Source organism: Acinetobacter sp. GG2, from assembly GCF_000292385.1.
Classification (GTDB): Bacteria; Pseudomonadota; Gammaproteobacteria; order Pseudomonadales; family Moraxellaceae; genus Acinetobacter; species Acinetobacter seifertii.
This window is the reverse complement of sequence record NZ_ALOW01000040.1, coordinates 400,549-423,015: the sequence shown is the minus strand read 5'-3', so window position 1 is coordinate 423,015 and position 22,467 is coordinate 400,549. Positions and strand designations below refer to the sequence as shown.

The window sequence follows — 22,467 nt, the reverse complement described above, 5'->3', positions numbered from 1 at the left end:
CAGCGCTATTTATGGGGGTGTTGTTTTTAAAACACCGACGCAATTCTTGTGTTGTAATCGCAACAAAATTTGATATATCAACATCACAAAAAAAGATATTAAAAATAATTTATAAATATCAATAAATTAATGAATGGCATCAATTTTGCTTTAAAGCATGAAAACCACAAAAGGATGTCACGATGACAACACTTCAAACTCAACCATTAAATACACTTTGGTATACACGCTGCCCTGTACCAACTGGTCTAGGCATTTCAATTCAAAAAGGTTGGCTCAAAGAAAAGTTTAATGAGCAACAGATTGAAATAAAATCAATTCGAGAATCAAACTCCAAAGATATTCGTAACTCTCATTTTAATCATACCCTTGCCAACTCAGTTCGACATGGCGGCAGTATCCCTGCAATCTGGGCATATGCATCTGGTCAAAAAACGAAAGTAATTGGCTTATCTTGGGCGGATGAAGTTCAATTGTTATTAACGCGCTACGATTCAAACATCAAAACTGTTGCAGACTTAAAAGGCAAACGTTTTGGTATTCCACTGAATCAAGATGCAATTATTGATTTCTCACGTGCACAGGCGATTCGTGGTTTAGAAAATTCATTAAAAACCGTAAATTTGAAGGTAAGTGATCTTGAGTTGGTTGATTGTTTACGAGCAGACATTTTAGCCGCCCAACAACAACAGCCTGAAGAAAATGATTCTAGCTTTTATGGTAACCGCAACAAAATTAATGCAAGTGCAGAGATCGTGGCATTAATTAAAGGTGATGTTGATGCTATTTTCCTAAAAGGTGCACATGCTGCGCAAATTGCCCATGATTTCGCCCTGCATACCATTATTGATATTGGCTCACATCCTGACCCTATTCTACGCTCCAATAATGGAACACCAAGAACGCTGACTGTCGATGAAGATTTTCTAACACAATATCCAGAGCAAGCCCAATCAATTGTCGATGCTGTTTTACAAGCAGAACAATGGGCCCATGCACATGCCGATGAAACCCATCGTTATTTGGCAAAAGAATGTAATAGTAGTGAGCAATGGGTTCATGCAGCATATGGTGCAGATGCACATCTAAAACTGAACACTAACTTTGATGAGACTTCTATTGTTGCTTTACAAGACTTGAGTGAGTTTCTCTATCGCTGGAACTTTATTCCTGCACAAATTAATGTTCGTGAATGGCTGGCGCAGGATATTTCTATTCAAGCTCAAGTAGCGTAACAATACAAAAAGCAAAAAGGTTGTCTTGATGACAACCTTTTTTATTTTAACATCCAAATTCAAGTAACCGCAAACTATCGTAGTAGTTGGCATCGGTAATGTTAATCTCTTTAATAAAAATTATTTTAACGGAGTCTTATCGAGTTTCATCCAATTTTAGGATTAGCTTTCAGCTGGAGTTACTTTGGTTTCGCCCAAAGTAACCAAAGGCATTGTCATCTGCAAAACCTGTTCTTTTCTTGGATTTATTAAAACCTCTCGTAGAAACAGTCTCTTGTTTAAACCATGCAGGTTGCAGATGACGTTTCCGAGTATCATATTTACTTTCGAACTCGGGTTATTTACTAAATTTAGTCACATTTTCCGCCTGTTTCTTCAGAAGCACTGAGTTGTATTCTCCTGGTGGAATATTATTTAAATAATAATTTCCAACATGATATAGCCTCCAGCGAATTGGATCATGCGTGGTGTGAGTTCGAGCATTACGCCAGAAGCGATCTAGATTCCATTTCGATAAGGTTGAACTTGCCCCGAGTAATCCAAAAATTTCACTCGAAATTTTTAAAGATGCATGATCAGACTGACTTCGTGTAGCAGCAACCGATAAAATCAGTTCAGTTTGTAAGTCTTCATCTTCTACATTGGCCAAATGCTGTTCAAAAATCTGTGCTGAACGATCTAACAATGCCTCAGCCGAACGGACCAAAACAGCAAACTCACCAATTTGTTTAATGATATGAGGTTCATGTGTAGGTGAATCGACGCCACTTTCCACCCAAGGACGAGCATGATGTTGTAAATAATCAATCCCGCCTTGTAATGCGCCCTTCGCAATTCCTGTGTCCATTGCAGCGTGTAAAATCTGAGGCCAAGTCAGTCCCGTACGTAAAACAGTGCCTAAACCACCCGTATTTCGCTTAGCAACATAACGTTCATCAACAATTACATCTTTAAAATTAACAGTGCCACTGACACTATTATTTTGTCCCATCGCATCCCAGTCATCGAGCAACTCTACTCCCTGTGTATCTCGATGAATTAAAATTGAGACTGGTCCATCATCACTACCAGCAAATAAAGAAATCCATTCTGCGAGTAAAGAGCCCGTAGAATAAAACTTACTGCCGTTTAGAATTAATAGTCCTTCCGCATTTCGTTCTACGCGTGTTTTATGCTGAAATTTATCTTTGCCTCCCACTTCTGCAAGTGCATTGCCCAAACGTTTTCCACTTAATACATCGGCAAGTAATTGATCACGAATTTCATCGTCATAGCCAGTTAAAATTCCTCGGAACATAGTGAAGTGAATTTGTAATAACTGCCCTACACCACCATCGGCAGATGAAATAATTTTCACCACATTGACCAATGTTGAAATACTGGCACCTAAGCCTCCAAATTGCTTGGGCACAATAATCGCGGTTAAACCAGCTTCTGAAATTAAACGCGCCTGATCATACGGTACTGTCTTGTTATAACTTGGATCTCGAGCAAATTGATTCAGTTGATCTGCCACCTCTTTTGCAATATCAAGTGCTTCTTGCTCGCTTTGAATATGTCTTACGCTACCTAATTCTAAAAAACTGTGTTGGTTAATATCGTTCATTTTTAACTCCGAAAAATCTTTTCTTTTTTATGCGCTAACTTCAAGTACGTTGTTTTTAAACAAGCTTGGCGCATGGGTAAGCAAAGTTTTGGTATATATATGTTGAGGATGACTCAGCACTTGATCTGTTTCACCGTATTCAACAATATGTCCATTTTTTAATACGGCGACTCGATCTGCGATTGCACGAACAACCCCTAGGTTATGGGTCACAAATAGTAAGGTCACACCTTGCTGCTGAAGGTCTTGTAACAGTTTTAAAATAGATGCCTGAACTGAAACATCCAAAGCAGAGGTAATCTCATCACAAATCAAAACATCAGGTTGGCACAGCAAAGCTCGCGCGATCGCCACGCGTTGTCTCTCCCCACCCGATAAATCTCTAGGATAGAGTTCTTGAACTTGTATAGGCAGAGAGACTTGTTTAAGTACCTGTGTGACTTTTTCTATGGCTTCTTGTCGAGATGCTCCAAAGAAATGCTGCACGACTTTAATTAAGGTCTGACCAATCGTATGTGCTGGATTTAAGGCTTTATAAGGGTTTTGAAAGATATATTGCAGTTTATGTCGCTGCTGCAAATGACGCTGTTGCCCACGCAATGACAAGACTTCATCTGCTAAGGTAATTTGTCCATCTGCATTTTCATTCAGGCCAGCAATCACACGTGATAAAGTCGTCTTACCTGAACCCGATTCACCAACTAATGCTAAACATTCGCCTTTTTTGAGTTGAAATGAGATATCAAAAAGAGCCTGTTGCTGCCCATACCATGCATTAATATGTTCAACTTTTAGCAGTGCTTCTCGATCAGTTTCTCGTTCAATAACCTGATGTTCAATCTCTTTAAAATTAATCACACCAACATGATCCAAATGGTGACAAGCAACAAAATGCGGATCAAACTCATCTTTTAATTGAGTTAATTCAGGTTGTTTTTGACGGCATATGTCGGTGGCGAAAGTACAACGTACTGCAAAAGCACATCCCGCTGGACGCTCATTTGGTGACGGTGCGTGCCCTTCAATTGGAGATAAATATTTACGAATGGCCACATCGGGAATGGCGTTAAGTAAACCTTGCGTATAAGGGTGTTTAGGAGTTTCAAATAGTTGGGTTAATACCGCATCTTCAGCAATTCGTCCTGAATATAAAACAATCACCCGATCTGCAATGTCTTTTACAACCGTTAAGTCATGCGATACATAAATAGCAGCAACATTATATTCACGGCATAATTTACGAATGATGTTCAATACCAAGGTCTGCGTCGTCACATCTAAGGCGGTGGTTGGCTCATCTAAAACAATCAAACGTGGCTGTAGCAAGAATGCCAATGCCAATAAAATTCGTTGTTGTTGTCCACCTGAAAGTTGATGGGGATAACGCTTAAGAAATAGCTCATCATGAGGTAACCCCACTTCATCTAATATTTTGGCTACTTTTTGGTGTTTTTCAGCGTTCGATAACTGTGCCTGATGGACTTCTAATAGTTCAAATAAATGTTGACCAATACTTAATGCTGGGTTGAGTGCCGTTCCAGGATCTTGAGCGACATGACTAATTTTATAGCCACGAACCTGACGTAAAGCATGATCATCTAAACTGAGAATATCTTCATCATCCAGTTCAATAGTCCCTTGAATAATCTTGGCACCATGTCGTGCATAGCCCAGTAAGGCACTCGATAATGTCGTTTTACCAGAACCACTTTCTCCGACCAGCCCTAGAACCTCACCTTCTCTCAAGCTAAATGAAATATTAGAAACGATATGATTGCCGGTGTTTACCAATGCCACGGTTAAGTCTGTTACGGTCAATACTGTATTTTTAAATGTATTTGCCATGTTTATTTTTCCTCAATCCGAGCTGCTGCACGTCCAACGCCCTCTGCCAATAGATTCGTTCCGAGTGCAAACAAAGCAATTAAAATGACAGGAGCAAACACGGCCCATGGTTGAACTAATAAACCAGCGCGATTTTCATTAATCATGAGCCCCCAATCTGCTGCTGGAGGCGCCACACCATAACCAAGAAAGGCCAAACCAGATAACATACCCACTGCCCATGTCAGCATCACCCCAAGATGGATGAGTAAAGGCGTCAACATGTTGGGTAAAATTTCACGAAATAAAATATAGGTTTTTGAATAACCAAGGATTCGGGCAGCTTCGATATATTCCTGTTCAACTAAATTAAGTGCAACGCTTCGTGCAAGACGTACGACTCCAGGAATAAAAGCAATTGAAACCGTTAAAACAATGAGCCAACGCTGTCGACCTAACATCGAAACAATAAGTAAGACCAAAATAAGATCAGGAAATGCCATAAAAACATCAGTCAGCCAAGTCACGAACTGATCAATCTTATTTCTGGCAAAAGCAGCTAATATGCCTAAACTAGAACCAATAACTAATGCGACCAAACTAGCAGCCAGCGTCATCCAGATAATTGAAGCACCGCCAGCAAGTACACGTGACCAAACATCATGACCAATATAGTCATAACCTAAAAATGATTTTCCCTCGGGTGGTCCATAAGTCATGCCAACCAATGCAGTGGGCTCAAATGCAACAAATATCGGGCCAACCAGTGCGAAAATCAAAACTAGAGCTGTGACTACAAATCCAAAACGTACTTGTCTTTCACGAATTAATGTTTGAAAAAAGTTTCTTTGGTACCAATGAAGTGAGCTCATTTTCCACCTCCTTGCTGAATATTCTTTAAAGCATTGCGACGATCGACAGGTTTTACCGTAATTGGTCGGCCAGACTTCCATAAACGTAATGCCTGACGTCGCCCTGGCGAACGTGCTTTATGTCTTTTTGCAGTTCGTATTTTTGGTGTGAGTAAAGTCGTGATTAAATCTGCAATTAAATTAACAACCACCACACAAATGGTGAGCAATAAAACGATTGCTTGAATGGTCGGGATATCCCTCATTTCGATTGCTGCATTGAGCGCATTACCAATACCGGGGTAACTGAAAACCACCTCAATAATGAGAGCACCACTCAGCAAAACTCGTATGGTCAATGCTGTACCCTGCACCACAGGAACCAATGCATTAGGTAAAACATGTTTCCAAATAATCCGGCGCTCAGGAATACCTCGCAGTCGTGCAGAGGTCACATATTCCGACTCTAACGCATCAATCATGGAACCACGCACTAAACGCATCAGATATGGAATGAGTGATAAAGCTAAAGTTAAAATTGGTAAAATTAAAAATTCTAGTTGGCTATAAGGCGACTCGTTAGGAATCAGCAACGATGCGGCTGGCAATATGTGCAAAACCGATGTTGAAAAAAACATCATTAACCAAATCGCAATAACGAACCCTGGCACCGCTTTAAACACAATAGAGCTAGAGACAATAATACGGTCGAGTTTGCTATCGCGATGAAGCGAGAGCCACACACCTAACACGACTGAAAGTGGTACAGTAACAACAATCACGAGGCTTGTGAGTGCAACTGTGTTACCAAAATAATTCTGAATAATTTGTAAAACAGGCACATTGGAATCAATCGAGCGTCCAAAATTACCTTGTAATAATTGACTCAACCAATGCCAGTATTGAAGCAATATTGGATCATTTAATCCCAATTGTTCACGAAGTATTTGTACCGTCGCTTCAGGCGCTTCTGGTCCTAAGATGACGCGAGCTGGGTCAGATGGAAGTGCTTGTGTCGCAATAAAAACAATGAGACTAATAACAAATACAACCAATACCCCTGACACCAAACGTGTCAAAAACCAAGGTAACCATGCAGGAAATTCAAATGACTTGGCAATTGTTGGTTGTTGAATGGATGCTTCTATTTTGCTGGATTGAATTGCCATATCGGTTACCCTCTACGCCAGAATTCATCTGTACGCCACGCAGCAAAGCCTGTGCGATCAGGAGTTACACCACCAATTTGGTTCGAATGTGCATCAAGGACATTATTAAAGCCCCAAATGAGTAAACCACCTTGCTCATGTTGAATATGCTGTGCTTCATGAACAAGAACTTTTCGTTTTTCCAAATCGGGTTGTTGCAATGCCGCATGCACTAATTCCGTAAAACGCTCATTCTTAAAACGAGTTTTATTATTTGCCGCACCCGGCCCATCAATTTGCAAAACTGTTAATAAGAAAGGACGTGAAACATTCGAGCCTGTACTAAAGGCCCAATCTTGTTTTACTGCATCCGCAAAAGTAGCAGCTTCAACCTGTTTTACATTAACAATGACACCAGCCTGAGCAGCATGTTGAGCAAAAACTAATGCGGCATTGCTATCTGGGCCTGTATATAAATCGACCGTTAAACTATTATTAAAACCAGCTTCTTTGAGTAACGCTTTTGCTTTATTTAAATCTTGCTTGCGCTGAGCAATACTGTGGTCATATACAGGATCACTAAACGAATAAAGGTCATTTGCAACTCGTCCTTGCCCCGCTAAAGCACGTTTAACCAAATCGTCTCTATCGGCAATCAATCTAAAAGCTTGTCTTACCCGAGGATCATTGAACGGCGCTTTAGACGTATTCATATCAAATGATTGCCAAGCATCGGTTTCCGATGAAACTAGATTTAGCCGTTTATTAGATTGAATTAAAGCAATATGCTCAGCACTTACTCCAGATGCAATATCAATTTGGTCTGATTGCAAAGCAGCAAGACGCCCTGTTTGATCCTTAAAATCAATAATTTCTATTGCATCGGCATAAGGTTGATTTTCTTTCCAGTAATTTTCAAAACGTACAAAACGTGAACGCTGGCCGGGTGTAAAACTTTCAAGCTTAAAGGGGCCAGCCCCGACTACATTTTTAACTGGGTCGTAATCTGTAGGAACAATACCACCCCAGCTCATCCATGCTTCTGGTAAAGCAACCAATCCCTTTCCTTGAGAAAAAGGAATTTCAACGGTGTATTCATCGCGCTTTTTAATTGCATCTCTTTGCAAAGAATAAAGATAAGCTGCAAATGGTGAGGCAAGTTTGGGGTCAGTTAAGCGCCGTAAAGAGAAAATAACATCATCGGCTGTAATGGTTTTACCATGGTGAAATTCGAGTCCTTTTTTTAAGCGAATAGTCCATTTGGTTCCGTCATTATTGGGCTCAGCAAATTCAGCAAGGGCAAGTTTTGGCTGAATATCTCGGCCCCATTCCCATAACTTTGCATATAAAGGCCAGCCTCTAAACGCACTGGACATACCAATAGGTTTATGTGCATCTAAGTTGCCTGCTTGGTTACCATTAATCACTCCAATTTTGATAACACCACCTTTTTTCGGCGTATCATTTTGGGGTGAAGCGGCAGTGGCGCTTTGAGAAGATGAAGAATCGGGCTTAGAACATCCTATAAGGCTTATTGCAGCAAAAGCACCAACACCCAATCCAGTCTGTTTAATGAGTTCTCTACGTGTAATTTTATTCATGCCTTCTCCCTTAAACCACGACTTCTTGATTCAAGAGGGAATCAATGGATGAATTTTTATTTAGCTTAGGTAACTCAAAACCATGATCTAGCTCTAATAATGGAAACAATAAGTCTGCTACCCGATAGGCTTCTCCAATTAAAGGAAAACCCGATAAGATAAAGGCTGATACACCATAGCTTTCGTATTCTTTAATCCGTTTGGCAATATTTTCAGCACTACCCACTAAGGCAGTTCCTGCGGCTGGGTTTAAAATATCGAAACCAAATAAAGATGGGCCAGTCCAAACATTAGGATAAATTTCAAAATCTTTAGCTTGGGGCAAAACCCCTTGACGTAATTGTTCTAAGTTCTTTTGAATAGATGGGTTGTTACTTTGATAACTCTCAAAACTTTCAGTTGGAGGAAGCTGTCGTTTAACAGCTTCGATTGCATAATTTACATCAATCTTGTCAAGTAACGACTGAGCATATTGCCAAGCCTCTTCTTCTGTTTCCCGAACAATAATTTGTAATCGAGTCCCAAATTCTAAAGTTCGGCCAATTTTTGCTGCCTCAGCCGCAACCTTGCTAAACTTTTCTCCAAGTAATGGCGGTGTATTCGCAAAACTTAAATACACATCTAACAATTCAACAGAATGCTGAACGCCTTTGGCAGAAGTTCCTGCTCCCCACAAAGGAACACCTTGTTTTTGAGTTGGACCACGCCATCTGGACATTGGAGATCCGCCCTCTAAGCGCGGAGAAATTTGAATAAATTCGCCCTCAAATCCCGAGGTATCACCTAAGTAGTTTTGTTGAAATGCATTCCAGTATTCTTTACTAAAGTCATAACGTTCATCATGAGTATAGTGAATGCCTAAAGCTGCCAAACCCTTATCATTTCCATTAACGACATTAAATAACAAACGCCCTTTAGAAAATGCATCAAAAGTTTGCGCATATTTTGCCAAAACTGCTGGCTGGACTTCTCCAGGATGTTGAGCAACCAGAAACTTTAAACGTTCAGTAAATGGAATTAAACTCGCAGCAACAGCAAGTGTTTCATACTCACTAGTACCCATGAGTGAACCGTAAAAACCAAGTCGATCTGCGGTAATCGCAATCTGTTGCAAGTGTTCATAATCAGTATCCCACCGCCCAGATTCCAACCAAGGATATGGTCCATCTGGAGAAGTGAGATACCATAAAAGTTTTACAGCCATAGTATTCTCGATCTTTATTTTTAAATCTTTATCTAATTCAGGGGAAGTAAGCCCAGATATTTTGCTTTTTCAGTCAATCCACTCATTTTCCATTGCTGATGTAAAACCCCTTGCCCGTATTCTCTGCTGCCACCGACTAATTCAGCGAGCAGCTGAATTTGAGCACCTTCTTCAAGCAATAAAATAAATTCAGCAGTTTCCTGTAGTCCTTGGCGTCCCCATACAGTCGCTCCGCCATTGGCTTCCAAGATGGCCCGATGTTCAATATCAACTTTGAGTTGATCTAAAATAAAATCCACTTCAGCTTGACGGCGATCAATGTAAATCGGCAACTCTTTAAACAAATGAAAGCGTTGAACAGGCACATAACGAATGGGTAAAGTGCGATGGGTTTGAGCCCAAGCGCCTAAATTCGGCGCGTGTACATGAGATATTGTGGTGACATCTGCATGCTCTTTAAAAAGCTTGTTATAGCGGCCACCTGCACTTTTTCTTCCCAATAAAACTTCACCATCAATTGTCTCCACCAATACTTTGCTTTTTTTATCTTTAGACCACGGCCCTGCATAGTTAAAAGTGACTAAGGTATTTTCAGGTCCACGTTCAACAAAATTAACTGTTCCGTTTGCAGTAATTGTTCTTGTTTCACGGAAGACTTCAAAAGCAAATTCAGCTTTTTCACGGTTCAATTCGATAAAGTCATTAAGTTCACGAGACAATGGCGTTTGAATAAGTGTTGTCATGGTCAAATCCTCTTTAAAAATTCTTATTTTGACGACGTTTTAAAACTTCGAGTAAAGGACGATGATCAACCCATGTTTCAATATCGACATCGCGCTCTAAGAAGCCATGCAACCAAAGAAAATCTTTTTGTTGTTTTAATAGCTCTAAACGGTCTTCACTTAATGACGGATGTAAAGACTTATGAAAATTATTTCGATAGGCTGTTGCAACACTTTCTGCTCCTGCAATCGTTTCATCTTCTAAAATGACCAAGACTTCATCTAAATGATCTTGTGCCCAATCTGCGGTATCAAACAACTCTTCAAGAAAATCGACGACCACATCAAAATGATCTTCTAATAGGTCTTCATGGACTGTAATTGGACGAGGTGTACCGTTATTAACACGAGAAGTCACATCTTCAAATTTATCTAAATCAATCCCAACTTTTAGGCCACGTTTAGTTGCAGCTTCAACAGCAGAAGCTCCTTTTACATACACGGCATCAACTTCACCTGTAATTAACGCATCAAGACCTGACCAATACGTACTCGAATCACGATTCTCTTTAGATCCAGCACGTTCAGGTACTTCAATAAAATTCACATCACGAAAAGTGAGATTGGCAAGTTGTAAAGCGCCACGAATACCTTGCAATGACATGGCTCTAAAAATACTGCCAGCACGTTTGTCAGCATATTCTGGTAAAGCTACTTTCGCATTTTTTAAATGCTCTGGCTGGGTAATATCTGAATCAGGTCGCACAATAATGACTTGCCACTCATCAATCCAAGTCAATCCAATGAGTCGGCTTGGCGCGCCTTCAGAGCGTGCAGCTAACGCAGGTACATTTCCACCCTCTCGGAACAGAGCTGGCAATTGATGATCAAAATGATGGACCGATAAACCTTTACGCGCATCTTGCAAGACGGCAACATCAATGCCGTGTTTTTCAAACTTTTTAACTAAAGTGCCGCGTTTTAATGAAATACCTGTTGCTGTGGGTACTGGACATCGAGTGACCCAAATTTCAGACAGGATGTTTTTTACAAATTCTTTAGAATTTTCTTTTTTATCTACTACAAGTGACATACGGATTCCTTAGGACAATTCCACTTTCATCACTTACATTGAGCAGCTTTTATGCCAATTTAATTTATCATTAATTTTCAATTATTTAAAAAAATATAGTAGGATTGGAAATGTTTATATTTCATCATTTTTCAAGGCTAGTGTTGTTTTATCAACAATTAATTTAGACAAATATAACTTTCTATATATTTGTTATAACCACTTTTTAATTCAATGATTTTTTAAGGATGCCAGAACACTATCTTCTAGATATAAGTATCAGAAAGCTAAGGATTCAATGTGTATATATATAAACACATCAGTTATCTCATCTCACTAATATTATGGACTGAAAGCAATTCTACATAGGCTTCATTAAAAATATCCTTATATTACTGCTCATTAAGGTAACAAGTTGAGTTAAACATACGTTCCCCACTCTGGCTTCTTATTTGCTGACTATGTATTGAGTTATCCACTAATACAAATTTAAATTTAAGAGACTTATAAAGCCCTAAGAGTCACTACAACATTCTCTAGGCACTTTTTTGTGTTTACTCTTATGAATCATTAGCTAATTCTTTTTGTTCAAAGTTAAGGATTAAAATAAACTCATACAAGTAGCTAGCAGTTGTCATAGTACAAGAATTAGCCTTTTTAGCCTTAAGTGGCTTCACAGTTCAATTTTAAAACTATTAATTTATTCTAAATAAATTTTTGCAATTATTTAACTATATTTTAAAATTTGGCTATTTTTATTAATTGAAAATTTGAAAGAGCTTTAAAGGTTTGTATTTTATATTATCAATTATTTTTGTGATTATTGAAAATAACATATTATATAAATTTCATTATTAATAAGAAATATACAAGAATAAGTTTAATCTATCGCTGAAAGGTCATGTTTTTATTAAAAGTATTTATTATCAGTAATTTAAATTTATATGGACTGCGATTCATTATTATTGTAAAAGTGTGATTTTATTATCATTTTTATTAACTTAATTATAAAGTATTAACTATTTATATAAATAAAATAATTAGTGAGATATAGATCACATGTTATTTATTTATTTTTTATTAAAATGGATTTTTATATTGTTTTTAAATAAAAATTACTGTATCTCTTATATTAACTATTTAATAAATAGGTATATATAAAATGAAAAATAATATATTTAAACTTATGGTTTTAGCGGTAATTTCCACTTCACCACTATTTTGTTATGCAAATAACACAATAATGATTAAAGGAAATATTGTTGAAGATACTTGTTCTACAGTAAATGTTGAAAAAGACTGTGCTCAAATCAATATGCTGAATACGACTATCGACACTCAATATTTAAATAAAGACAATGTATTCAACTTGGCACGACATACTGAAAAAATGGATACAAGTATTGAAACAATAACTGCTAATAAAAAAGTAGTAGTTCTAAATTATCACTAAAAATATTAGTCCAGATTTGTTGCTCTGGATGAAGTACTCTATGTAAAGATTAAGGTGAATTGCTTATTATTTAATCAAAAAAATAAGCAATTCACCTTTTATCTTAAAAAAAGATTAATTGATCACACTTTGTTGAGCAAAAAGATAAACTATCGTATATAATTGTTTTACCAAATTTTTTATAAGTATTTATTTTTTTCTTGAAATACTTTTTTAGTACTTTTCTCATACTTACAACAAATAGAAATTCTTTTTAAAACATAGACTTAGTTTTTTATATCCTTGGGTTTTAGTCAAAATCAGTGTTTTATTTCTTTTTATTTAAAAATATTGTGATCTAGTTTGCATTTTGTTTTAAAAGTGTTAGTATCGCCGCATTACTTTTCAAGATGCCAAACTCTGGAAAAGTAAGAGATTAAACTTTTATCCAGACTTTTTGAGAAAACACTATGAAAAAACTTGCTCTAATCGCTGCTCTTTCAGTTGTAGGAATTGCGAACGCTCAAGCTGCTGATGGTACAATTACAATTAATGGTTTAGTAACAGACAAAACTTGTGACATCGTTACACCTGCTGGTAAAGATTTCACAGTTACTCTTCCAACTGTTTCTAAACAAACTTTAGCTGTTGCTGGGGATGTTGCTGGTCGTACTCCTTTCCAAATTAAATTAGCTAACTGTTCTGAAGGTAAAGTAGCTACTTACTTTGAACCAGGTGCAAATGTTGACTTTAATACTGGTCGTTTACTTAACAAAGACGCTACTGGTGCTAAAAACGTTAACGTTCAACTTTTAGGTAGCAACAACAACTTCATCCCAGTTCTTGCTGCTGGTGCAAACGGTGCTCAAGCTAACTCACAATGGGTTGACGTAGCTGCAGCTGGTAGCGCAGACCTTAACTACTATGCTGAATACTATGCAACTGGCGCTTCTACTGCTGGTAAAGTGAACACTTCTGTTCAATACACAATTATCTATCAATAATTGATGGATCATAGGGTTTCTATATTCGTATAGAAACCCTATTTTGTGTAGCACTTTCCCAAACTTCGTTGGCTGAGAATCTGAAATGAAATTGAACAGTTATAATTTTTTGTTAGGTTTGGCATTTGCTTCGGCGGTAGTTGTACCTGCCACTCATGCAGAAATTGTAATTCATGGTACTCGTGTAATTTATCCATCAGATGCTCGTGAAGTGACGCTACAAGTTAGCAATAACGGTTCAAAACCAGCTCTTGTTCAAGCTTGGATTGATGAAGGTGATGCAAAAAGTACTCCAGACCAATCAAAAGTTCCTTTTATGATTGCTCCTCCAATTTCTCGTGTTGAAGCAACTAAAAGTCAGACTTTTCGTATTACTGCCCTCCCTACAGCTTCTCAATTGAATCAAAAGCAAGAAACTGTTTTATGGTTAAACGTTTTGGATATTCCTCCAAGACCAACTTCAAAAGGTGCAGATACGACACCTGATAATTTTCTGCAATTAGCCATTCGCTCACGCATTAAATTCTTTTATCGTCCAGCTTCGATTAAAGATGACGCGAACTTAGCAGCAGATAAACTTCAATGGGTTAAATCTGGTCAAAACTTAACGGTAAAAAATCCAACTCCTTTTCATATCACAATGACTTCAGTTTTTCAGAAAGTCGGTGATAAAAAAGTTGATTTATTACCTGAAGGGCTAATGGTAAAGCCTTTTTCTGATGCATCCGTTCAGCTTAAGAATGGCAATGTTCAGGATATGAGTTTTATTAATGTGAATGACTACGGTGGTCGAGTCGAACACACAATAAAGCTTCAATAATCAGATTTATATTTTTAATAAATTTTAAGCACCTATTATGTGAGTAGGCGGACTTAGCTATGCCAAAAAAACGGCAAGAATCTTATAAATTATTAAAACGCCATATTTGTTATTACTTGGCTTCTGGTGTTGTTACAATGACAATGCCTGTATTCGTACATGCTGAAGAAACAGCTGCGAATGCTCCTGTCGAAGCTGAGTTTGATTCTGCTTTTTTAATTGGCGATGCAAAAAAAGTTGATATTTCTCGTTTTAAATACGGTAATCCTGTTTTACCAGGCGAATATAACGTTGACGTATATGTAAATGGTCAATGGTTTGGTAAACGTCGCATGGTATTTAAAGCAATAGATTCGACGCAAAAAAATGCTGTGACCTGCTTTACAGGAATGAATCTTCTTGAATATGGTGTAAAACAAGAAATTTTGTCTAAACATGCCCCACTTCAAAAAGAAAATAATGCTTGTTATAAAATAGAAGATTGGGTAGAAAATGCATTTTATGAGTTTGATAACTCACGATTACGTGTAGATATCTCAATTCCTCAAGTTGCATTACAAAAAAATGCTCAAGGTTATGTTGACCCAAGTGTATGGGATCGTGGTATTAATGCTGGCTTTTTATCTTATAACGGTAGTGCTTATAAAACGTTTACTAATTCTAATGATACAAGTGAAACGTCGAACGCCTTTATGGGGATTACAGCTGGACTAAATTTAGGTGGCTGGCAATTACGTCATAATGGACAATGGCAATGGCAAGATACTCCTGCCGAAAATCAGTCTAAATCGAGTTACGACGAAACTAGTACTTATTTACAACGTGCGTTCCCAAAATATCGCGGCGTTTTGACACTCGGTGATAGCTTTACCAACGGCGAAATTTTTGACTCTTATGGCTACCGTGGTATCGATTTTTCAAGTGATGATCGAATGTTGCCAAATAGTATGTTGGGTTATGCTCCACGTATTCGTGGTAATGCGAAAACCAATGCGAAAGTTGAAGTTCGTCAGCAAGGTCAACTGATTTATCAAACAACGGTAGCACCGGGTAACTTTGAAATTAATGACCTTTACCCTACTGGTTTTGGTGGTGAAATCGAAGTCACTGTTATTGAAGCAAATGGTGAAATACAAAAATTTGCCGTGCCTTATGCATCTGTTGTACAGATGTTACGTCCTGGTATGAATCGTTATTCTTTGACTATAGGTCAGTTCCGCGACTCTGATATTGATTTGGATCCTTGGGTGGTTCAGGGTAAATATCAACAAGGTATTAATAATTACCTAACTGGCTATACGGGTATACAAGCAACAGAAAATTATGCGGCTGTTTTATTAGGTGCTGCTTTTGCTACACCAATTGGTGCGATTGCATTTGACGTTACCCACTCTGAAGCTGACTTTGAGAAACAGTCATCTCAATCTGGTCAAAGTTTCCGTTTAAGCTATAGTAAATTAATCACTCCAACTAACACAAACTTAACACTAGCAGCTTATCGTTACTCAACAGAAAACTTCTATAAATTACGTGATGCCTTGCTGATTCGTGATTTTGAAGAAAAAGGTATTAATACCTATTCTGCTGGTCGTCAACGTAGTGAGTTCCAAATTACCTTAAACCAAGGCTTACCTGAAGGTTGGGGTAATTTTTATGTAGTGGGTTCGTGGGTTGACTATTGGAATCGCAGTGAAAGTACTAAACAATATCAGGTTGGTTACAGTAATAACTTCCATGGCTTAACTTATGGCTTATCTGCAATTAACCGTAAGATTGAATATGGCTCAACTAGCCAGACACACGATACTGAATACTTAATGACGTTGTCATTCCCGATTGATTTCAAGAAGAACTCGGTTAACGTCAACGTTACTGCTTCTGAAGACAGTCGTACTGTTGGTGCAAGTGGCATGGTTGGAGATCGCTTTAGTTACGGCGCTTCAATGTCACATCAGGACTATTCAAATCCATCATTTAACGTAAATGGACGTTATCGTACTAACTATACAACTGTTGGTGGATCTTATAGTGTGGCTGATTCTTACCAACAAGCAATGGTTAGCTTAACTGGTAGTGTGGTTGCACACTCAGAAGGTATTTTATTTGGACCTGAACAAGGTCAAACGATGGTACTTGTGCATGCACCAGAAGCTGCTGGAGCAAAAGTCAACAATGCTGTTGGTTTAAGCGTAAATAAACAGGGTTATGCTGTAGTTCCTTATGTTACGCCTTATCGCCTTAATGACATTACCCTTGACCCACAAGAAATGTCGAGTGAAGTAGAACTTGAAGAAACAAGTCAACGTATTGCTCCTTTTGCTGGTGCAATTGCTAAAGTCGACTTTGCAACCAAAACAGGCTATGCAGTTTATATTACTAGTAAAACTGTAGATGGCAACAGTCTACCGTTTGCTGCACAAGTCTTTAACCAAAAAGACGAAGCTGTAGGTATTGTTGCACAAGGTAGTATGATTTACTTGCGTACCCCACAAGCTCAAGATCACCTCTATGTAAAATGGGGTGATGAAAGTAATGAGCGTTGTTCTGTTGAGTACAACATTAGTAATCAGTTGCAAAACAAGCAACAAAGTGTAGTAATGACTGAGGCTGTCTGCAAATGAAAAAAATATTATTAACTGGTGCTTTATTTACTGCTGGTCTTGGGATTTATGGTGAGGCTAATGCTTCATGCTACATAACTGGTTATCAACCAAATGATGTACTTATGGCTGTAGGACGTGTTGTAGTTCGCCCTAGTGATCCAATTGGTGCAATATTAAGAAAAGCGACTTTTCCTATTAGTCGTACTGATACACAAGCGAATAACTGTGATAGTCGAGATGTAGCAGTTGCGGAATTAACCCAAGCTTATCCTTTAAGCTCTTTAGGCAATAGCATCTATACCACTAATATTCCTGGCATTGGTATTCGTTTGTACCGTGAAGCTGAAAATAATACGAATTTCTCAGGCTATTATCCTTATCAACGTGGTGGAATCTCAGGTAATCGTTATTTAGCATCTGGGTATTTTGTGGTGGAAATTATTAAAATTGCTTCACAAACAGGTTCAGGAACCTTAGTACCAGGCAGATATAGTAGTTACTATATCCGTGGTTATCCAGATAAACCTTTTTTAACAAGTACTGTAAATGCCAATGCAATTACAATTGCTTCATCTTCATGTGAAATCCAAGGTAATATTAACAAGGTTGTGCAGCTTCCTACTGTTATGAAGGCTGGTTTCAAAGGTGTTGGTTCAACTCAAGGCGAGCAAACCTTTGATATGAACATTCTATGTAATGGTGGCATCAACCCTACTGGTTATGAAGAGAAAAACGTCATTAGTTTAAGTTACGACTTTACACAAGACGGTACAAACAATCAGGTATTGGCAAATACAGCTGCTGCTTCTGAAAAAGCGAATGGTGTGGGTGTGCAGTTACTCTGGAACTATCAAAATAAAAATCAGGTCATCAAAAAAGGCGATAAATTAGCCTTAGGTACTTTGTCTTCTAACCAGACACTTCAATATAACGTACCGATGACTGCCCGCTACTACCAAACAGCAACCAATGTGACTGCTGGTAAAGTTCGTGCTATGGCAACTGTAACTATTGAATATGATTAATCATATTCAATAGTTTATAAATTAAAAAAATATCAAGTATTTAAATATTAATAATAACTTTTTTCTCAATACTTTCTAAGAACTTAATACTCAACTCAATAGGAATATCTATGAAAAAAATCGGCATAGTTGCCATTAGTGCAATTACATTATGTTGGGCAATGTATGAGGTATCTTCTGTTAATACCAATACAGTAACGCCTAATCAGGCTAGCCAAAAAGTATCATCTAAAAGCATTTCATCAACTACAAAGAATGAAAAATTAGCGTCTCAAACCCTCTTAGCTCAAACTACCTCCCTTAATTCTTCAGCCCCAGTCTGCAAATATAATTTTGATGCGACTCAAGAAGATTATGATCTTTGGAATACAGAATATCCAGAATATTATCCTATGAAAATATATCCATTAATAAATGGTCAAAAATTTGGTTTTAAAGTAGAGCCAGTCACTGAGGATAATTACGGTTATCTTGATTATAATGCAAAAAGTAAGACAAAAACGAATTCAACAAGTTATGAAGGTGATTTTTCATTACCTAATAAAGGTATTGTTGCTTTTGAGATGGAGCTTAAAGTACCCCTACTTTCTTCCAGTAGCTCATCTTATTCAACCGATATTAGTTTTAATGGTATTACAGATAATAACTATACAATTAGATCATTTTATCATTTTGATATTGGTGTTCATGATTTTGAGTTTGGTGAGAACCCACCACGTTTGTATCATAGTGTATCATCGGAAGTTGGAAATTATAAACTTATAGATAATTACTTTAAAAGCAAAAAAATGGCAGATAACACAAATGAATATCAACGCTTAGGTGTTTACATTAATCAGGATACTAAGCAAGTCGGATTTATTTCTAATGGTGTTGATGAAGGATATCAATTTAAATTACCTGGTACATTACAGAAAATAGCTTTCTCAATGAATGGAAATATAAATATTCTTTCTACAAATTTATTTGGATACGAATTTTCCAACGAACTCATTACTGACCGTAATGCACTACAGTTTAGCTATCCTCAAGGCACAACTGACATGTGTGGTAATGCCCTCTAAGATATAAAACTATAAGTCATAAAAAAGGGCTGAATTACAGCCCTTTTTCTTTTTTTAAAAATGAATGACAGTACGAATTGATTTACCTTCATGCATTAAATCAAAAGCTTCGTTAATGTCTTGTAGAGGCATAGTATGAGTCACAAATGGTTCAAGTTGAATTTCACCTTTCATCGCATCTTCGACCATTTTAGGAAGTTGTGTACGGCCTTTCACACCACCAAAAGCAGTACCTAACCATTTACGGCCTGTCACTAACTGAAATGGGCGTGTCGAAATTTCTTGACCTGCACCCGCTACACCAATAATAACGGATTGTCCCCAACCACGATGTGCGCACTCTAGAGCCGAGCGCATAACATTGACGTTACCAATACATTCAAATGAATGATCTACACCCCAGCCTGTCATTTCTACAATCACTTGCTGAATAGGTTGATCATAATCTTTAGGGTTTAAGAAATCTGTAGCACCAAACTGTTTAGCAAGTTCAAATTTATCTGGGTTTGTGTCAATTACAATAATACGTCCTGCTTTTGCCTGACGTGCACCTTGTACAACAGCTAGGCCAATACCACCTAAGCCAAATACAGCAACCGAGTCACCTTCTTGTACTTTAGCTGTGTTATGCACGGCGCCAATACCAGTCGTCACGCCGCATCCAAGTAAACAAACTTGCTCGTGATTCGCCTCAGGATTGATCTTAGCTAAAGATACTTCAGCAACTACCGTATATTCACTAAAAGTTGAACAACCCATGTAGTGGTAAATCGGCTCACCATTATATGAAAAACGTGTGGTTCCATCTGGCATTACACCTTTACCTTGTGTAGCACGTACAGCAACACATAGGTTTGTTTTTCCAGATTTACAGAATAAGCATTCTTTACATTCTGCTGTATAAAGCGGAATAACATGATCACCCGGCTGAACGCTTGTTACACCCTCACCCACTTCAACTACGATACCTGCGCCTTCATGACCTAAAATCGCAGGGAAAACACCCTCAGGATCATCACCAGATAGTGTAAAAGCATCGGTATGACATACGCCTGTATGGGTAATTTTTATGAGAACTTCACCTGCTTGAGGTGGTGCAACATCAACTTCAACAATTTCTAAAGGTTTTCCTGGGGCAAAGGCGACAGCTGCACGAGATTTCATCTTTGGGGTTCCTTTAAATCATTCGGTATTTATAGTCGAGCAAAATAGATTATATATTTGTAATACAAGAGCTTAATTTTGCTTTCATGACAATCCATCACAGCATAGCCAGTCAAGCACGTCTAGGCAAGCATGTTTTTCAAAAACAAGAAGCCTCTTATGTTAAGAGGCTTCTGATTAAATTGTTTATATATTAAACAACTTATCTTTACTTATAGGTAAATATCTGGTGGATATGGTGTGTTATCACTAATAGGTGTATATAGCGTATTTTCAACAAAAAAGCCATTTGGAGCTTGAGTAGTATCAATTGTAATCGAGTCATACATCACTTGCGGATATGCCCAGATAAACTCCTTCATCAGACCAAGCGATAAGTTGTTTTGCATATCTCCAAAAATCCGTTGCCAGATCGGTGTACGATATGGTTTGTTTTTATCGAACCCGTAGATATAAGCAATAGATGCATCTGGTACAAATCCTGATAAATAAGCCACTTTATTTATAGGGTAGCCTAAATCTTGAGTTGGTATTTGTGAAACAGCCTGATGAGCTAAATCTAGTTTCGCTTCTAAAAGCCAATCATAGGCTTCCGTCATGATGTAATCAAAATTTGGATAAGAATAGTATTCACTTGGATAGTTGATATAAGTTGCTAAGGTCTGTATTGGAGAACGGATAGATGGGAAAAAGATTAATGGACACACTTGAGCATTTGAATATTTTGCTTTAATCGCTGTTCGAATATCTTGGCATGTTTGTCCTAATTTATTTCGTAACCATGACTTAAACTCATCGTACGGCGTTCCAGTCTTATTCATTGCATCATAAATTGTCCCCAAGTCCGGCGCATATAAACCTGTATCTGCATTAAAAGCTAACTTAGTTGGATAGTCATAGACACATGGTAAGTTCGTATCCGTGTTGTACCACCACCAAGGCTCACCAATTTGCATGTTGACATCACACCCGCCCGTCACCAAGGTATCTGCGAACTCAATAAAAACTTTGTGTAAGTATGCCAAAGCATTTTGATCACATAAACTAAAGAAATAACTTGGAGGCTGGTAGCCTGTTTTACCCAAATTACTATTCCAGTCGCGCTGTGCCCAAAACTCATTTGCTCCTAACGAGTACATTTCAAAACTTACCCCAAAAACAGGTTGCATATTTGCATTATGCAGAGCTTGAGCATATTTCTCATGCCATTTACGGGTACATGGGTTAACGACATCTTGTCCTGTAACGAGTGTGTCTGGAATCTGGAATCTATTAATATCACTTCTCCAGATCATTTCAGGATAATGTGACATACCACAGTAATGGTTAATAAAACCGTGATATCCCAAAGCAGCCATATTATCTACTATTCGTTGAGGATTCAGATCGTAATGGTCGTCATAGCTAGTACATAAGCCATAATTATGCTGAGGTACGATCACTCGGCTTAGATTTAACTGTGCATTTGTACCAGTAACGACTGAATTGGTAATACGAATATAACCATCTTCTGACTGACTCAAGGGCAATGATGAATGGGCGTTATAGCTACTCGTAAACGCTGAAAATGAAATTCGCTGAATATTGGTAACTGGAAAGCTGTCTGTAGCCGAGAAACCTGCTTTGACTGTATCCCAGTTAATATGAATATGAGCAGATCTTGAAGATGGATTATTCGCATAGTTGAACAAAACAATATACGCAATTTTATCTACCCCATTGTCGTTATAATAAACAGTTAGAGTTGGCGTTAATGACTCATTATTTAAAACAGGCATAGAGGATGACAGTTCAATGTCAAAGTCCCATATCACGCCTGAATAGCTATACTTAGTTTCATAAGCTAAAAGTTTATGATCTTTAGTGTCATACGAGTTCCAACTAATACCTGCTAAGTCTGTAGTCATACGTGAGCGGAAAGTTGCCTCAAAACCATTGCCATAATTGGTAATAGCAAAAGACATACTTTGTGGGCCATCTATTGTCCAATAGCTTGGACTGAACCTGTCAATAAGTATATTTTGAGTAATGGGTTGAGGAGAAACCGTAGAATTATTTTGTACATTTTGTGAGTTATTTATCATGTCATAAT

At 37.8% G+C, this 22,467-nt stretch carries 17 protein-coding genes; 7 read left to right on the top strand and 10 right to left on the bottom strand.

Annotated features, from left to right (window positions below; genetic code table 11):
* Positions 1–182 precede the first annotated feature (182 nt).
* Positions 183–1,235 (top strand): ABC transporter substrate-binding protein, encoded by a 1,053-nt coding sequence (locus B554_RS0118045; RefSeq protein ID WP_019459170.1) that lies wholly within the window; start codon positions 183–185, stop codon positions 1,233–1,235.
* 337 nt (positions 1,236–1,572) lie between these two features.
* Here the strand turns inward: B554_RS0118045 and B554_RS0118040 are convergent, their stop codons facing one another.
* The 8 genes from B554_RS0118040 to B554_RS0118005 are packed head-to-tail and all read right to left on the bottom strand — an operon-like array spanning position 1,573 to position 11,284.
* Complete coding sequence (locus B554_RS0118040; RefSeq protein ID WP_019459169.1) at positions 1,573–2,841, bottom strand: acyl-CoA dehydrogenase family protein; 1,269 nt, start codon at positions 2,839–2,841, stop codon at positions 1,573–1,575.
* A gap of 27 nt (positions 2,842–2,868) precedes the next feature.
* The gene (locus B554_RS0118035; RefSeq protein ID WP_019459168.1) at positions 2,869–4,686 is read right to left on the bottom strand and encodes a dipeptide ABC transporter ATP-binding protein; all 1,818 of its coding nucleotides are present in this window, start codon (positions 4,684–4,686) and stop codon (positions 2,869–2,871) included.
* A gap of 2 nt (positions 4,687–4,688) precedes the next feature.
* Complete coding sequence (locus tag B554_RS0118030; protein ID WP_019459167.1) at positions 4,689–5,537, bottom strand: ABC transporter permease; 849 nt, start codon at positions 5,535–5,537, stop codon at positions 4,689–4,691.
* Positions 5,534–6,685 (bottom strand): ABC transporter permease, encoded by a 1,152-nt coding sequence (locus tag B554_RS0118025; RefSeq protein ID WP_019459166.1) that lies wholly within the window; start codon positions 6,683–6,685, stop codon positions 5,534–5,536. Before B554_RS0118025 ends, B554_RS0118030 begins: the two co-directional genes overlap by 4 nt.
* A gap of 5 nt (positions 6,686–6,690) precedes the next feature.
* On the bottom strand, positions 6,691–8,265 hold the full coding sequence (locus B554_RS0118020; RefSeq protein ID WP_019459165.1) for an ABC transporter substrate-binding protein: 1,575 nt from the start codon (positions 8,263–8,265) through the stop codon (positions 6,691–6,693).
* Between the two features lie 10 nt (positions 8,266–8,275).
* A complete protein-coding gene (locus B554_RS0118015; RefSeq protein ID WP_019459164.1) occupies positions 8,276–9,469 on the bottom strand; it encodes an LLM class flavin-dependent oxidoreductase in 1,194 nt (397 codons plus the stop codon).
* A gap of 32 nt (positions 9,470–9,501) precedes the next feature.
* A complete protein-coding gene (locus tag B554_RS0118010) occupies positions 9,502–10,212 on the bottom strand; it encodes a class II aldolase/adducin family protein (protein ID WP_019459163.1) in 711 nt (236 codons plus the stop codon).
* 13 nt (positions 10,213–10,225) lie between these two features.
* Complete coding sequence (locus B554_RS0118005) at positions 10,226–11,284, bottom strand: ABC transporter substrate-binding protein (RefSeq protein WP_019459162.1); 1,059 nt, start codon at positions 11,282–11,284, stop codon at positions 10,226–10,228.
* A gap of 1,141 nt (positions 11,285–12,425) precedes the next feature.
* Here B554_RS0118005 and B554_RS0118000 point away from each other — a divergent pair.
* The 6 genes from B554_RS0118000 (at position 12,426) to B554_RS0117975 (ending at position 19,211) form a co-directional block, all read left to right on the top strand.
* Positions 12,426–12,716, top strand: a complete 291-nt coding sequence (locus B554_RS0118000; RefSeq protein WP_019459161.1) for a hypothetical protein — start codon at positions 12,426–12,428, stop codon at positions 12,714–12,716.
* A gap of 449 nt (positions 12,717–13,165) precedes the next feature.
* A complete protein-coding gene (locus B554_RS0117995) occupies positions 13,166–13,699 on the top strand; it encodes a fimbrial protein (protein WP_000731817.1) in 534 nt (177 codons plus the stop codon).
* Positions 13,700–13,784: 85 nt separating this feature from the next.
* Entirely contained in the window at positions 13,785–14,519 is a 735-nt protein-coding gene (locus tag B554_RS0117990) for a molecular chaperone (RefSeq protein WP_019459160.1), read from the top strand.
* A 59-nt stretch (positions 14,520–14,578) separates the two neighbouring features.
* Positions 14,579–17,140 (top strand): fimbria/pilus outer membrane usher protein, encoded by a 2,562-nt coding sequence (locus tag B554_RS0117985; protein ID WP_019459159.1) that lies wholly within the window; start codon positions 14,579–14,581, stop codon positions 17,138–17,140.
* Complete coding sequence (locus B554_RS0117980) at positions 17,137–18,147, top strand: fimbrial protein (protein ID WP_019459158.1); 1,011 nt, start codon at positions 17,137–17,139, stop codon at positions 18,145–18,147. Before B554_RS0117985 ends, B554_RS0117980 begins: the two co-directional genes overlap by 4 nt.
* 110 nt (positions 18,148–18,257) lie before the next feature.
* Complete coding sequence (locus B554_RS0117975; RefSeq protein WP_019459157.1) at positions 18,258–19,211, top strand: DUF4882 family protein; 954 nt, start codon at positions 18,258–18,260, stop codon at positions 19,209–19,211.
* Positions 19,212–19,265: 54 nt separating this feature from the next.
* Here B554_RS0117975 and B554_RS0117970 read toward each other — a convergent pair whose 3' ends face one another.
* Positions 19,266–20,375: an S-(hydroxymethyl)glutathione dehydrogenase/class III alcohol dehydrogenase gene (locus B554_RS0117970; RefSeq protein ID WP_019459156.1), complete on the bottom strand. Its 1,110-nt coding sequence runs from the start codon at positions 20,373–20,375 to the stop codon at positions 19,266–19,268.
* Positions 20,376–20,587: 212 nt separating this feature from the next.
* A complete protein-coding gene (locus tag B554_RS0117965; RefSeq protein WP_019459155.1) occupies positions 20,588–22,459 on the bottom strand; it encodes a hypothetical protein in 1,872 nt (623 codons plus the stop codon).
* Positions 22,460–22,467 lie beyond the last annotated feature (8 nt).

Coding starts and splice junctions, on each gene's coding strand:
- B554_RS0118045 (WP_019459170.1), top strand. CDS start 183: ATGACAACACTTCAAACTCAACCATTAAATACACTTTGGTATACACGC.
- B554_RS0118040 (WP_019459169.1), bottom strand. CDS start 2,841: ATGAACGATATTAACCAACACAGTTTTTTAGAATTAGGTAGCGTAAGA.
- B554_RS0118035 (WP_019459168.1), bottom strand. CDS start 4,686: ATGGCAAATACATTTAAAAATACAGTATTGACCGTAACAGACTTAACC.
- B554_RS0118030 (WP_019459167.1), bottom strand. CDS start 5,537: ATGAGCTCACTTCATTGGTACCAAAGAAACTTTTTTCAAACATTAATT.
- B554_RS0118025 (WP_019459166.1), bottom strand. CDS start 6,685: ATGGCAATTCAATCCAGCAAAATAGAAGCATCCATTCAACAACCAACA.
- B554_RS0118020 (WP_019459165.1), bottom strand. CDS start 8,265: ATGAATAAAATTACACGTAGAGAACTCATTAAACAGACTGGATTGGGT.
- B554_RS0118015 (WP_019459164.1), bottom strand. CDS start 9,469: ATGGCTGTAAAACTTTTATGGTATCTCACTTCTCCAGATGGACCATAT.
- B554_RS0118010 (WP_019459163.1), bottom strand. CDS start 10,212: ATGACAACACTTATTCAAACGCCATTGTCTCGTGAACTTAATGACTTT.
- B554_RS0118005 (WP_019459162.1), bottom strand. CDS start 11,284: ATGTCACTTGTAGTAGATAAAAAAGAAAATTCTAAAGAATTTGTAAAA.
- B554_RS0118000 (WP_019459161.1), top strand. CDS start 12,426: ATGAAAAATAATATATTTAAACTTATGGTTTTAGCGGTAATTTCCACT.
- B554_RS0117995 (WP_000731817.1), top strand. CDS start 13,166: ATGAAAAAACTTGCTCTAATCGCTGCTCTTTCAGTTGTAGGAATTGCG.
- B554_RS0117990 (WP_019459160.1), top strand. CDS start 13,785: ATGAAATTGAACAGTTATAATTTTTTGTTAGGTTTGGCATTTGCTTCG.
- B554_RS0117985 (WP_019459159.1), top strand. CDS start 14,579: ATGCCAAAAAAACGGCAAGAATCTTATAAATTATTAAAACGCCATATT.
- B554_RS0117980 (WP_019459158.1), top strand. CDS start 17,137: ATGAAAAAAATATTATTAACTGGTGCTTTATTTACTGCTGGTCTTGGG.
- B554_RS0117975 (WP_019459157.1), top strand. CDS start 18,258: ATGAAAAAAATCGGCATAGTTGCCATTAGTGCAATTACATTATGTTGG.
- B554_RS0117970 (WP_019459156.1), bottom strand. CDS start 20,375: ATGAAATCTCGTGCAGCTGTCGCCTTTGCCCCAGGAAAACCTTTAGAA.
- B554_RS0117965 (WP_019459155.1), bottom strand. CDS start 22,459: ATGATAAATAACTCACAAAATGTACAAAATAATTCTACGGTTTCTCCT.